The sequence below is a fragment of the Streptomyces sp. NPDC060064 genome (genome assembly GCF_042736455.1).
In the GTDB taxonomy this organism is placed as follows: Bacteria; Actinomycetota; Actinomycetes; order Streptomycetales; family Streptomycetaceae; genus Streptomyces.
The window spans coordinates 64,049-77,318 of sequence record NZ_JBHWWF010000012.1; the positions used below are offsets into that span (position 1 = coordinate 64,049).

A 13,270-nucleotide genomic window follows, 5' to 3' on the forward strand; every position below is an offset into this window, starting at 1 on the left:
GCACTCATCCACTCCCCCCAAGAGGTGGTCATGCGTTCCTCACTCCTCCCGAAGCTTCTCGTGGGCGGCCTGCTGATGTCCTCCGTGGCAGCCTGTGGAAGCGAAGACGACGCGGGTCCCGGCGGCGCGTCGCGGACACCGGGGTCCTCCGTGTCCTCCGGTCCCCCGACCGGGTCCGGCGGCACGGGCAACACCGGTGGCAGCGACGCCGGTGGCAAGGGCAAGCCTGCCGGGAAGGCGGCGAAGGCCGGGAAGGCGAAGTACACCGGCTTCTCGTCGCCGACCGGTCTGGCCTACGGCCGCGACGGCTCGCTGTTTGTTTCCAACTGGTCCGCCGGCACCGTCGAGCGGATCACCCGCGACGGAAAGCGCTCTGTCTACGCCGACGGGCTGGAAGCTCCCGCCGGTCTCGCCGTCGACCGGCAGGGCGCGCTCTACATCGCCGACTACAACGCCGATGTCGTCTACCGCGCCACGGCCGCGGGAAGGAAGGAGAGGTTCGCCTCCGGCTTCCACACGCCGACCGGCATCAGCTTCGACTCCCGGCAGAACCTGCTGGTCACCAACCGGGCGACCAATGAGCTCATGAGCGTCTCCCCGGACGGGAAGAGCAGCAGGGTGGCCGACGGGCTGCGCACGCCGGTGGGTGTGGTCGAGACGGCCGACGGCACGATCTATGTGTCGAATTACGAGGGTGGTGTGCTGTCCCGCGTCAAGCGTGACGGGACGGTGGAAACCCACTCCAGCGACTTCGACGGGCTGGGCGTGGGAATCGTAGCCGACAAAGCAGGTTCCGTTTATGTCACCGATCGTGCCGCCGGCGAGATCAAGCGGGTGGAGGCGGATGGCTCTGCCACATCCGTCATGACCGGTCTGAGCTCGCCAGTGGCCCTCGGCATTGACACCGAGGGCCACCTGGCGACAGCGACCTGGGGCGATTCAGCCTTCTATGCTATTCCCTCGTAGAGGGCCTTGTCAGTTCATTCCCCTGGATTTCACATAGCGCTCGTAGAGGCCTTCGCGGAGCGCCCTTGAAACAGCGAGTGTGCGATTGTTGCAGTCCATCTTTGCCAAAATATTGGCAACCAGACGCTTGGCACCGTGCTCGGATATCTGAAGCCTGCGGGCGATTTGCCTGTTACTCAGCCCCTCGACCATGAGAACAAGCGCCTCCTGCTCCCGCGGGGTCAGCCTCAGCTGGCCCCGCGGAGCGTCGTTGCGCCTGGTCGCGAGCAGCAGCAGATCCTGAGCGAGCTCGGGCGGGATGGGGACGTTACCCCTGGCAACAGCAGCCAGAGCCTTGTTCAGGGTGTCCTCATTGATCCCGTTGATCTTCACGAAACCGGCCCTGATACCGGTCACCTTGGGCAGGTCGACGAGATCGTCGTCCTCTATGAGCAGCATGATGCGTACACCGCGCTCCTCGTTCCTGCGTAACTCCGCAGCCATCGCGTCGTCCACCTCACCCAGCAGGGCGATGAGTACGTCGCCCTCGTCGAGACCGTCAGAAAGCGCTTCGACGATCCCGGGCAAGGAGCGGACCTCGACTTCCGATGGCAGTTGAAGCATCCTCTCGACGCCGTAACGCAGCAGACCATTCCCGATTGCCACGACGACGCGTCGTACACAGATCTCTCTTTCCTTGATTTCCGAGACGCCCAACAAGACTACCCCCTGTTGCTTTGATGCGCGCCGGCGGTCATCCGACTCCGCGCACAAGTCAAGGATACCGACGAGATTCAGCCATCCCATGTGATATAGCTCACCATGGATAATTTGAAAGGGATACTAAAAAGGTTTACCGCATAACCATCGGACCGAATGCGCATACCCGAATGACCCGTCCGCTGATTCCGGTAATAAATCAGCAACACAACCGGAAAGAAAGCGAAAGAACCCCCGGCGCGAAAAATCCGGGGGTTAATTCAAAATGAATTGCCGAGGTACGGTCAGCGGTCAGTCACGTTGCCGCAGAGCCGTGGGAGCGGACGGCAGCACCGGCCAGCCCCGCTCCTTCGCGAGGGCCACCAGTGCCGGGTCGACATCCACGACATGCGGGTTACCGACCTGTTCCAGCAGACCCAGGTCGGACAGATGGTCGCCGTATCCATAGCAATCCGCAGGTGAGAGGCGGTGGGCGGCGATCGCGCCGGCCACCGCGGCGGTCTTCGCCGCGCCGATCATCGGTTGGTGCACCTCACCGGTGAGCAGCCCGTCCTCGCCGACCACGGGCTCGGTGCACAGAATGATTTCCGCCGCGATCTCCTCGGCGAGCGGCTCGAGAACGGCACGGAACGAACCGGAGACAAGGCAGATCAGATCCCCGGCCGCGCGATGCCCGTCCAGGGCGTCGAGCGTGGCTCCGACGAATGCGGTGGGCCCGTTCCGGTACCCGTCGTACCAATCGCGGCCCGCCGCCACCAGTTCCTGCTGCGATACGCCCTTGAAGAGCCGGTAGTAGGTGCGATTGATCTCGCTGCGGTCGACGTTGTCCGCGGCCAGCGATCTGATGTCCGCCATGACCCTGTCATATCCGGAACCGGAATCTCCGTTCTGAGCCATCCAGTGGCGCAGAAAGGCGAACATGCTCTTGGCCGTGATCACGGTCTCGTCGGCATCGAAGAACGCCGAACGGCGCGCAGAAGTCATGGTGCCCCCCATCCCCAGTCATCGTGTGCGGCCCCGCCCGAGCCTGCCCAGTCGAGTGGGCGCCGACAAGGACCGTTCGGGCTGCTCTTTCGAGCACCCCGAACGATCACGGCAAAGGCCCGGGCGTCGCGCGCCCGGGCCTTGTGACCTGCGGAGCAGACCTGACGAATCAGACCTGTGGATCGTGCCTGACGGATCAGACCTGACGGATCAGGCCCAGGTGATCAGCCGCTTCGGGTTCTCCAGGATCGCGGCGACGTCCGCCAGCACCCTGGAGCCCAGCTCGCCGTCGACCAGGCGGTGGTCGAAGGAGAGCGCGAGCGTGGTGACCTGGCGCGGCTTGACCTTGCCCTTGTGGACCCACGGCTGGAGCTTGATCGCACCTACCGCGAGGATCGCGGACTCGCCGGGGTTCAGGATCGGCGTACCGGTGTCGACGCCGAAGACGCCGACGTTGGTGATGGTCACCGTGCCGCCCTGCATCGCCGCCGGCGTCGTCTTGCCCTCGCGGGCCGTGGAGACCAACTCACCCAGGGCGGCAGCAAGTTCGGGCAGCGTCTTGGCGTGCGCGTCCTTGATGTTCGGGACGATCAGGCCGCGCGGTGTGGCCGCCGCGATGCCCAGGTTGACGTACCCCTTGAGCACGATCTCCTGGTTGGCCTCGTCCCAGGCGGCGTTGACCTGCGGGTTGCGCTTGATGGCGACCAGCAGCGCCTTGGCGATCAGCAGCAGCGGATTGACCCGCAGCCCCGCCATGTCCTTGTCGGCCTTGAGCTCCTCGACGAGCTTCATCGTCCGCGTCACGTCGAGCGTGATGAACTCCGTGACATGCGGCGCGGTGAAGGCGCTGCCGACCATCGCCTGAGCGATGGCCTTCCGTACGCCCTTGATCGGGATACGGGTCTCCCGAGCACCGGCCTCGACAGACGCGACCGCCACCGGCTGGACCGGCTCGGGCTGTGCCTGTACGGGCGCGGGCACCGGGGCGGTGGCCGGAGCGGCCGCCGCGTGGACGTCCTCCCGGGTGATGATGCCGTCGGGACCGGTCGGAGTGACCGTCGCCAGGTCGATGCCCAGGTCCTTGGCGAGCTTGCGGACCGGCGGCTTGGCGAGCGGGCGGGCCGCGGTGGCCGTGCCGCCGTGGCCGTTCAGCTCGCCCTGCACCGCAGCGGACGCGGCCGCCTGCGGGTAGTGCGTGCTCGCGGCCTCGGCGGCCGGCTGTGCCGGAACGGCCTGCCCGGCGGCCGGCTTGCGCGGCCGGCGCTTGGTGGACGTCTCGGCGACGCCGTAGCCGACGAGGACCGGCTGGCGGCCCTTGGGCTCGGCCTCCTCCTCGGCGGCGGGCGCTACAGGTGTCTCCACCACGGCCTCGGCAGGTGCGTCACCGCTGCCCGGCGCCACATCGATCGTGATGATCGAGGTGCCGACGTCTACGGTCGTGCCCTCCTCGAAGCGCAGCTCGTGCACCACGCCGTCGTACGGGATCGGCAGCTCGACGGCCGCCTTCGCCGTCTCGACCTCGCACACGACCTGGCCGTCCGTCACCGTGTCACCGGGCTGGACGTACCACTTGAGGATCTCGGCCTCGGTGAGTCCCTCGCCCACGTCGGGCATCTTGAACTCGCGGAAGCGAAGTGAAGTGTCTTGAGTCATGGTCACGGCCTCAGTACGCGAGCGAGCGGTCGACGGCGTCCAGCACCCGGTCAAGTCCCGGGAGGTACTCCTCCTCGAGGCGCGCCGGTGGATACGGGGCGTGGTAGCCGCCGACCCTCAGCACCGGGGCCTCCAGGTGGTAGAAGCACCGCTCGGTGATACGAGCGGCGATCTCCGCACCGGAGCCGTAGAAGACCGGGGCCTCGTGCACCACGACGAGCCGGCCCGTCTTCTCCACCGACGTCTGGACGGTGTCGAAGTCGATCGGGGACATCGAGCGCAGGTCGAGGACCTCCACCGACTTGCCCTCCTCGGCAGCCGCGGCGGCCGCCTCGACACAGACCTTCACCATCGGCCCGTACGCGGCAAGCGTGATGTCCGATCCGGTCCGGATGACGCGGCCCTTGTGCAGCGGACCGGGGATCGCGTCGACATCGACCTCGCCCTTGTCCCAGTAGCGCCGCTTCGGCTCGAAGAAGATGACCGGGTCGTCGCTCTGGATCGCCTGCTGGAGCATCCAATACGCGTCGGAGGAGTTGGACGGCGAGATCACCTTGAGGCCCGCGACATGCGCGAAGAGCGCCTCGGGGGACTCGCTGTGGTGCTCGACCGCGCCGATGCCGCCGCCGTACGGAATACGGATGACGACCGGCAGCTTGATCTTGCCGAGCGAGCGCGCGTGCATCTTCGCCAGCTGCGTGACGATCTGGTCGTACGCGGGGAAGACGAAGCCGTCGAACTGGATCTCCACGACGGGCCGGTAGCCGCGCAGGGCCAGACCGATCGCCGTGCCGACGATGCCCGACTCGGCGAGCGGGGTGTCGATGACCCGGTCCTCGCCGAAGTCCTTCTGCAGTCCGTCGGTGACCCGGAAGACGCCGCCGAGCTTGCCGACGTCCTCACCCATGATCAGGACCTTGGGGTCGGTCTCCAGGGCCTTGCGCAGCGACTCGTTGAGCGCCTTCGCGAGCGGGAGCTTCTGTACGGCCATGATTAGTTGCCCTCCTCGGCGAAGGACGCCTGGTACGCGATGAACTGGGCGCGCTCCTCGTCGACGAGCGCGTGCCCGTCGGCGTAGACATTCTCGAAGATCGCCAAGTGGTCGGGGTCGGGCATGGCCCGAACCGCCTCACGCACCCGCTTGCCGAGGGTCTCGCTCTCCTCGTCCAGGGAGGTGAAGAACGCCTCGTCGGCATGGCCGGCGTTCTCCAGATACGTACGCAGCCGCAGGATCGGGTCCTTGGCCTCCCAGGCCTGACGCTCCTCGTCCGCCCGGTACTTCGTCGGGTCGTCCGAGGTGGTGTGCGCGCCCATCCGGTAGGTGAACGCCTCGACCAGGGTCGGGCCCTCGCCCCGGCGGGCCCGCTCCAGCGCGGAGCGGGTCACGGCCAGGCAGGCGAGTACGTCATTGCCGTCGACACGGACGCCGGGGAAGCCGTAGCCCTGCGCGCGCTGGTAGAGCGGCACGCGGGTCTGCTTCTCCGTCGGCTCGGAGATCGCCCACTGGTTGTTCTGGCAGAAGAACACGACCGGGGCGTTGTAGACCGCCGAGAAGGTGAACGATTCGGCGACATCGCCCTGGCTGGACGCGCCGTCGCCGAAGTAGGCGATGACGGCGGAGTCCGCGCCGTCCTTGGCCACGCCCATCGCGTAGCCGGTGGCGTGCAGCGTCTGCGAGCCGATCACGATCGTATACAGGTGGAAGTTGTTGGTGTTCGGATCCCAGCCGCCGTGGTTCACCCCGCGGAACATGCCGAGCAGATTGGTCGGGTCGACCCCGCGGCACCAGGCGACGCCGTGCTCGCGGTAGGTCGGGAAGACATAGTCGTCGTCGCGGAGCGCCCGGCCGGAGCCGATCTGTGCGGCCTCCTGGCCCAGCAACGACGCCCACAGTCCGAGCTCGCCCTGGCGCTGAAGAGCGGTGGCCTCGGCGTCGAAGCGACGGGTCAGGACCATGTCCCGGTACAGCCCGCGCAGCTCGTCCGGGGTCAGGTCGATCTCGTACTCGGGGTGCTCGACGCGCTCACCCTCGGGCGTCAGCAGCTGTACGAGCTGGGGCTCGGAACTCTGCGGCTTTTGCGCGGCGCTGACGCGCTTGGTGCTGCGTCGCGGTTTGCGCGCGGCAGTGCTCTCCACGGTCACGTGCGTGCTCCTCCGTCGGTCCGGCCCCCGGGGTCCGCCGGGAGCCAGTGCGGCTCGCCTGGTATCCGTACCCGTGCACGGGGTGGGTGCCGCTCGGCCGGGATCAGGCGTGACAGGTGCCCCGGCGAGCGCCCTGCCAAAGGCACGTTACCCAGTGTGTCGCATTACTGCGAAACCCCATTTGACCTGCGATTTTGCTTGGATTTCCAAGTAAATCGAGAAATGCGGGAACAACCACTGGTCACAGCCTTGCAGGCCGCCGGAACACCGGCACGTTATCCCGCAGACCCCGGGCACGGGAAGAGTAGATGGATGAGTCCTCTTTCGCTCGCGAAGCTGGAAAAATCACCCTATTTGCTCTCGATAGCCATGAAGTCGCCGGGGTAGCCGCAGCTCGAACTGCAGTTCGTGATCGTACGTGGGCGGGATTATCCCGAAGAGCCGTCACTCGGCCACGCTGCGTGATCTACCATCTGGCGGGTGCCGCGCTCATCTGCAACTGCCCCACCCGTCGGTGCACTTCTGCGCCGCTACCAGGACACGGGCGAACCGCTCTCCTGCGAGCCCGTCACCCAGGGCCTGCTCAACCGCGGCTACCGGCTCGCCACCACCCGTGGCTCCTACTTCCTCAAGCACCACCTCGACGGCGACCGCGAGTCCATCGCCCGCCAGCACCGCGCCACCCAGCGGCTCGAGGCCCTCGGCGTACCGGTCGCACCGCCGGTCGAGGACGCGCACGGCGACACGGTCGCGGTGATCGGCGGACGGTGTTACGCCCTGCACCCCTGGATCGACGGACGACACCGCGACGGGACGCAGCTGACGGCCGTCCAGTCGACGCGGCTCGGCTCGCTCCTCGGACTCGTCCACACCTGTCTGGAACAGGTCATGGCGGTGGACTCCACAGAGCGGCGGGAGTACGAGAGCGCCGATCCCGAGGAGACCTTCACGCTGATCGACGAGCTGCTGGCGCTGGCGCGCGCGGCCCGGCCCCGGGACGCTTTCGACGCGCTCGCCGAGCGGCGGCTCCTCGAGCGGCGGGCGCTGCTGGAGCTCCATGCCGACCGCAGGCCGCCGCCGGCGTCCGCCGGGGGCTGGGTGCACGGCGACTTCCACCCGCTGAATCTGCTCTACCGGGGCGGCGAGCCGGCCGCGATCGTCGACTGGGACCGGCTGGGGGTGCAGCCGCGCGCCGAGGAGGCGGTACGGGCCGCAGCCATCTTCTTCGTCCAACCGGCGGGGGAGCTGGAACTGACGAAGGTACGGGCGTATGCACAGGCCTACCGGCGAGCGGCCGGGGCGGACGCGGCGGAGCTCGCGGCCGCGGTGCACCGGGTGTGGTGGGAACGGCTCAACGACTTCTGGATACTGCGCTGGCGCTACCAGCTGCACGACCGAAGGGCCGACCCGCAGTTTCCTGCGGCGTCGGCCCTGGCGGTGTGGTGGACGAGAGAGTACGAGGCGGTGTGCGAAGCCTTCGCGGGATGAGCGGCGTGAACGGCGTGAACGAGCTCGCGGACGTGAACGACGTCGGGGTCGCGGATGTGCACGACGTCAACGGGGCGAGCGAGGTCAACGGGGCGTACGGCGTGGCGTCTTGGGCCGCGTCAGCCGCCGCTGCCGCCCGGGGCGCCTGCCTGGCCGCCCGGCGTCCCACCCGGATCGCCGCCGCTGCCCGTTGTGCTGCCGGGCGAGCTCGGCTCGTCCGTCGGCTCGGTCGGCTGGTCGGTCGGCTGGTCGGTCGGATCGGTCGGATCGGCCGTCGTCGGATCGTCGGTCGGCGTCCCCGGATCGGTCGGCGTGAACGAATCGCTGTAGGAGGGCTCCCAGCTCGGCTCCTGATTGCCGCCCGTGGAGGTGTCCGGCTCCTCGCTCTGCTCGGTCTGCTCATCGGACGGGGTCGGCGAGTCCTGCGACTTGGACGGAGTCGGGGTGACCGTCGTGCCGTGCTTCTGGTTGTCGGTGCTGTGGTTCGCCTTGTCCACCGCGAAGGCGATGCCCCCCGCGATCGCCAGCACCGCGAGCACGGCGAACAGCCACGCCTTTGCGCGGCCGCCGCGTTTGCCGCCGCGACCGTCCCGGTGACCGCCGTCGTATCCGCCGTCGTTCGGGTTCATCGGCGGCAGGATCGGACTCTGCGACGTCTCGCCGTGCACGGGATGGCCGATCACCGTCGGCCCCGTCATCCCCATCGCCGGGGTGATGGCGCCGTCGTGCATATCGACCGGACCGGTGTTCCAGCTGCCCGTGTGGCTGCCCTGCTGCTCCAGCATCTGCAGTCCGTACTGGACCATGCCGCGCATCTCTTCCGCGCTCTGGAACCGGTCGTCCGGGTCCTTCGCGAGCGAGCGCATGACCAGTCCGTCGAGCTCCGGCGGCACCACGTCCGAGACCTCGGACGGCGGCAACGGGATGTCCTGGACGTGCTGGTAGACCACCGAGAGCGGGGTCTCGCCGGTGAACGGGGGTCGCAGCGCGAGCAGTTCGTAGAGCAGACAGCCCGTGGCGTACAGATCGGAGCGGTGGTCGACGGCCTTGCCCAGCGCCTGCTCGGGGGAGAGGTACTGCGGCGTACCCATGACCATGCCGGTCTGGGTCATCGTCGACTGAGCGCCGTGCAGGGCTCGCGCGATACCGAAGTCCATCACCTTCACCGCACCGGAGTTGGTGATGATGACGTTGGCCGGCTTGATGTCGCGGTGCACGATGCCGTGCTGGTGCGAGTACGCGAGTGCCTCGAGTACTCCGGAGACTATGATCAGCGCCTGCTCGGGCGGCGGAGCCTCGGCGTTGAGGAGCAGATCGCGGATGGTGCGCCCCTCGACCAGCTCCATCACGATGTACGGGACGGTCTGACCGCCCACCGCATCCTCGCCGGAGTCGTACACGGCAACCACCGCATGGTGGTTGAGGCCGGCGACCGACTGCGCCTCACGCGTGAAGCGGGCCTTGGAGACCGGGTCCTCGGCGAGGTCGGAGCGGAGCAGCTTGACCGCGACAGTGCGACCCAGCCGTACGTCCTCCGCCGCGAACACCTCGGCCATACCGCCGCGTCCGAGACGGTGCGTCAGGCGGTAGCGGCCGTCGCCGACCACTCCGCCGATGCCCCAGGAGTCCGCCGCATCCGGCACTCCGCCGCCGCCTGCTTCGGGTTCGGGTGCCATCAGTCCTCGCCGTCGTATCTGTCCGCGTGCGTACTCTGCGTGCGGGGGTTCGCTGTGGTCCTCGGGGTGCTGTGCCACGTCACGCTACAGCCTTTGCGCGACGGGCCCGATTCGAGATGGACCGGCCATCAAACCTGCTGCCCCTGCGGGCAGGCAAATTCCATGCTCTTCCTGTAACGCTTCCGAGACGCTTCTTGTGCGTACGGTCACGGAACGGGCACCTGGCTTGACGTGCCGGGCCCCTCGGGCAGACTTGCCCCGTAATACGGATCACGGAATACCGATCCGGGACACGGATCACGCGGCATAAATCACACAGCACAGCGCAGAGATCAGCGAGCGACGCGAGCCATCGCGTGCCACCGCGCCTTCGCGCCGAGGGGGATGCACAGTCATGAGCCAGGACGGCGCACAGGGCCGCTACGCGGGTGGTTCCGTAGCGGGCGGCCGGTATCAGCTACGCGACCTGCTCGGCGAAGGCGGCATGGCCTCCGTTTATCTGGCGTACGACTCCGCGCTGGACCGCCAGGTCGCCATCAAGACGCTGCACACGGAGCTGGGTCGCGAGCAGTCCTTCCGCGAGCGCTTCCGGCGCGAGGCGCAGGCCGTCGCCAAGCTGTCGCACACCAATATCGTGTCGGTCTTCGACACCGGCGAGGACGAGCTCGACGGCGCGCTGATGCCGTACATCGTCATGGAGTACGTCGAGGGCCGGCCGCTGGGATCCGTACTGCAGGCGGACATCCAGCAGTACGGCGCGATGCCGGCGGACAAGGCGCTGAAGGTGACGGCCGATGTGCTGGCCGCGCTGGAGACCAGCCATGAAATGGGCCTGGTCCACCGCGACATCAAGCCCGGCAACGTGATGATGACCAAGCGCGGCATCGTCAAGGTGATGGACTTCGGCATCGCGCGCGCCATGCAGTCGGGCGTCACCTCGATGACGCAGACCGGCATGGTGGTCGGAACACCGCAGTATCTGTCGCCGGAGCAGGCGCTGGGACGCGGCGTCGACGCGCGGTCCGACCTGTACTCGGTCGGCATCATGCTGTTCCAGCTGCTGACCGGGCGAATCCCGTTCGACGCGGACTCACCGCTGGCGATCGCGTACGCGCATGTACAGGAAGAGCCGGTCGCCCCGTCGACGATCAACCGCTCCGTCACTCCGGCGATGGACGCGCTGGTCGCACGGGCGCTGAAGAAGAACCCGAACGAGCGTTTCCCGAGCGCCGCGGCGATGCGCGACGAGTGCGCGCGGGTGGCGAGTGCCGGGCAGACGGGCGCACCGGTGATCATCGGTGGCGCCCCGGCGAGCAGTGGCGCGGGCGTCGGCTCCGCGGTCTTCCCGCCGCTGGACCAGTCGACTCCGGCGCCGCAGAGCGTGCAGACGCCGTACCAGCCGGGTCCGTACGGGCCGCCGACTCCTACGCCGGCGCCGGCTCCCACGCCGCAGTACGGGTACCCACAGACGCCCGCCCCGGCGTCGGCGTATCAGACGCCACCCCCGGTATCGGCGTACCAGGCGCCTGCCCCGGTGTCCTCGACGCCGCCTCCGTACACCCTCTCGCCGCAGCCGACGACGGCTTCGGGCGGCAGTGGTGGCGGCAAGCGGAACATGCCGGTCATCGTGGGCGCCATCGTGGTGGCGCTGCTGGCGATCGGAGGTCTGATCACGGCGCTCGCCCTGAACAAGGACGACCCGGGTGGCGGCGACAACACGGGCGACGACCCGAGCGCGAGCCAGTCGGCGGAGGCCGGGGCCCTGGCCCCGGACCGTACGCGGACCATCGAGGCGACGGAGTGCTCCAACGCCACGGAAGACGGCAATGACCCGGCGAAGGTCCAGGCCCCCAATCTCCTCTACAAGGACCTCCTCTCGGTCAAGGACTGCCTGCGGGCCGCCGGCTGGACCTGGAAGGTGACCGAGGAGAACAACCCTCAGTACCCCAAGGACGCCGTCATCCTGCAGTACCCGAGCTCCGGCGAGGCTGTCGTACCGAAGAGCCAGGAGTTCGAGATCACGATCTCCACGGGCAAGGCCGGCTAGCCCGACCCGCTCCGCTTTCCGGGAACGGCCCGTTTCCGGGAACGGCCCGGCACGCGCTCCGCGTGCCGGGCCGTTCCCCGTTCTCCTGCCCCGAGATGCCGGAAGTGTCATGCCATGTGACGCTGAGTCCGATATCTCGGCGACTCGGCACGGGAGGGGGGTCACCCGGTGACTCCAAGGCTCCGCACACAGTGCGCGATCACGGTCGCGTCGCTCCTGCTGCTGGCCATGCCCCACGCGTACGCCGACGAGGAGTCCGAGTCCCCCGACCGCACCCCGACGGCCAGGCCCGACGTCTCGGCGTCCCTCGCGGGGCGGCATGCCGGGGAGGGGCGTCCGCGGCCCGGGCGGTCTCCCAGGAGCACGAGCCCGAGTGAGTCGGAGAGCCCGGACCTGCCGGACCGCCCCGACCATCCCGACCATCCCGACCATCCCGACCGCCAGGACCACCCGGACCGGCCGCACCGTACGCCGTCCGACGCAGCGTCCGCGTCCCATTCCGCTCCGTCCGACACGCGGCTGTCCGCGTCCGAGCCCCCTCCCACGGAGGATGAGGAACTCCGGACGGAGGAGCAGGAGGATCCCCAGGACTCCCCGATCCCCACTCCGACCCCTTCCGTCCCCGCCGCCGCACATCAGCAGGCCCCACAGGCCGTCCCCGAGGTCGTCGGGCACCAGATCTCGCCGCTGTCACTGGGGGCCGGGATGACGCTCATGGGGCTCGGAATCGGCTTCCTGGGCGTGCGATTGAGGCGCCGCTGATCATCATGTCCCCCTCAAGACGGACGCACAGACTCCGTCTCTCGATGGTTGCCGAGTCCGCCATACTCGGTATACATACTGAGTATGTCGATCCGCCACGGGCTTCTCGCCCTCCTGGAGCCCGGTCCTCGCTACGGCTCCCAGCTCCGTACGGAGTTCGAGTCGCGCACCGGTGCCACCTGGCCGCTCAACGTCGGGCAGGTCTATACGACCCTCAACCGCCTGGAGCGCGACGGCATGGTCGCCCAGGACGGCGAGGACGACGCCGGCCATGCGCTGTACGTCATCACCGATGCCGGGCGCGCCGAGCTGAAGAGCTGGTTCGAGACGCCCGTGGACCGCAGCAGTCCGCCCCGTGACGAGCTGGCCATCAAGCTCGCGATGGCGGTCGGTGCGCCCGGCGTGGACATCCGTGCCGTCATCCAGTCCCAGCGCCATCACACCGTGAAGGCGATGCAGGACTACACCCGGCTCAAGGCGCAGGCCCTCGCCGCCATCGAGAGCGGGGGCTCGCAGGAGCGTGACGACGTGGCCTGGCTGCTCGTCCTGGAGCAGCTGATCTTCCAGACCGAAGCCGAGGCGCGCTGGCTCGACCATTGCGAGGTGCGGTTGATCCGCCTCTCGGCGGCGGCCGAGCGGGCAGCCGGGCACACGACGACCGCTTCCCTGATCTCGCCCCCGCCGCACCCCGGATCTCCGCCGCATTCCGTATCTCCGCCGCACCCCGCGTCCTCGACGCAGCCCACGTTTCCGGCGCACGCGCGGCCCGCACCGCCGACGTAGCCCACCCGAGCTTCCCACGGCTTCCCGCTCATCTCCGGGCCACCGGCCACCGGCCACCAAGTCTCCGTAC

11 protein-coding genes are annotated in these 13,270 nt (G+C 68.4%); 5 read left to right on the plus strand and 6 right to left on the minus strand.

Features of this window, described 5'->3' with window-relative positions; genetic code table 11:
• The first annotated feature begins 30 nt into the window (after positions 1-30).
• Positions 31-966: a serine/threonine protein kinase gene (locus ACFWDI_RS16420; protein WP_385304539.1), complete on the plus strand. Its 936-nt coding sequence runs from the start codon at positions 31-33 to the stop codon at positions 964-966.
• A 9-nt stretch (positions 967-975) separates the two neighbouring features.
• Here the strand turns inward: ACFWDI_RS16420 and ACFWDI_RS16425 are convergent, their stop codons facing one another.
• From ACFWDI_RS16425 to pdhA, 5 genes are all read right to left on the minus strand, one after another.
• Positions 976-1,752 carry a LuxR C-terminal-related transcriptional regulator gene (locus ACFWDI_RS16425; protein ID WP_385304541.1) on the minus strand — a complete coding sequence of 259 codons (777 nt, stop codon included), beginning with the start codon at positions 1,750-1,752 and terminating at the stop codon, positions 976-978.
• Positions 1,753-1,956: 204 nt separating this feature from the next.
• Positions 1,957-2,649, minus strand: a complete 693-nt coding sequence (locus tag ACFWDI_RS16430) for an HAD family hydrolase (RefSeq protein ID WP_385304542.1) — start codon at positions 2,647-2,649, stop codon at positions 1,957-1,959.
• A 210-nt stretch (positions 2,650-2,859) separates the two neighbouring features.
• Entirely contained in the window at positions 2,860-4,302 is a 1,443-nt protein-coding gene (locus ACFWDI_RS16435) for a dihydrolipoamide acetyltransferase family protein (protein ID WP_385304709.1), read from the minus strand.
• A 10-nt stretch (positions 4,303-4,312) separates the two neighbouring features.
• Positions 4,313-5,293, minus strand: coding sequence for an alpha-ketoacid dehydrogenase subunit beta (locus tag ACFWDI_RS16440; RefSeq protein WP_385304544.1), 981 nt, complete (start codon positions 5,291-5,293; stop codon positions 4,313-4,315).
• 2 nt (positions 5,294-5,295) lie between these two features.
• Positions 5,296-6,444, minus strand: coding sequence for a pyruvate dehydrogenase (acetyl-transferring) E1 component subunit alpha (pdhA, locus tag ACFWDI_RS16445; RefSeq protein WP_385304546.1), 1,149 nt, complete (start codon positions 6,442-6,444; stop codon positions 5,296-5,298).
• A gap of 480 nt (positions 6,445-6,924) precedes the next feature.
• Here pdhA and ACFWDI_RS16450 point away from each other — a divergent pair, with 480 nt between their 5' ends.
• Positions 6,925-7,932 (plus strand): phosphotransferase, encoded by a 1,008-nt coding sequence (locus tag ACFWDI_RS16450; protein WP_385304548.1) that lies wholly within the window; start codon positions 6,925-6,927, stop codon positions 7,930-7,932.
• 119 nt (positions 7,933-8,051) lie between these two features.
• Here the strand turns inward: ACFWDI_RS16450 and ACFWDI_RS16455 are convergent, their stop codons facing one another.
• A complete protein-coding gene (locus ACFWDI_RS16455) occupies positions 8,052-9,608 on the minus strand; it encodes a protein kinase (RefSeq protein ID WP_385304549.1) in 1,557 nt (518 codons plus the stop codon).
• A 394-nt stretch (positions 9,609-10,002) separates the two neighbouring features.
• Here ACFWDI_RS16455 and ACFWDI_RS16460 point away from each other — a divergent pair, with 394 nt between their 5' ends.
• From ACFWDI_RS16460 to ACFWDI_RS16470, 3 genes are all read left to right on the plus strand, one after another.
• Entirely contained in the window at positions 10,003-11,655 is a 1,653-nt protein-coding gene (locus tag ACFWDI_RS16460; RefSeq protein WP_385304551.1) for a protein kinase, read from the plus strand.
• 168 nt (positions 11,656-11,823) lie between these two features.
• Positions 11,824-12,417 carry a hypothetical protein gene (locus ACFWDI_RS16465; RefSeq protein WP_385304553.1) on the plus strand — a complete coding sequence of 198 codons (594 nt, stop codon included), beginning with the start codon at positions 11,824-11,826 and terminating at the stop codon, positions 12,415-12,417.
• An 84-nt stretch (positions 12,418-12,501) separates the two neighbouring features.
• Positions 12,502-13,200: a PadR family transcriptional regulator gene (locus ACFWDI_RS16470; protein ID WP_385304555.1), complete on the plus strand. Its 699-nt coding sequence runs from the start codon at positions 12,502-12,504 to the stop codon at positions 13,198-13,200.
• Positions 13,201-13,270 lie beyond the last annotated feature (70 nt).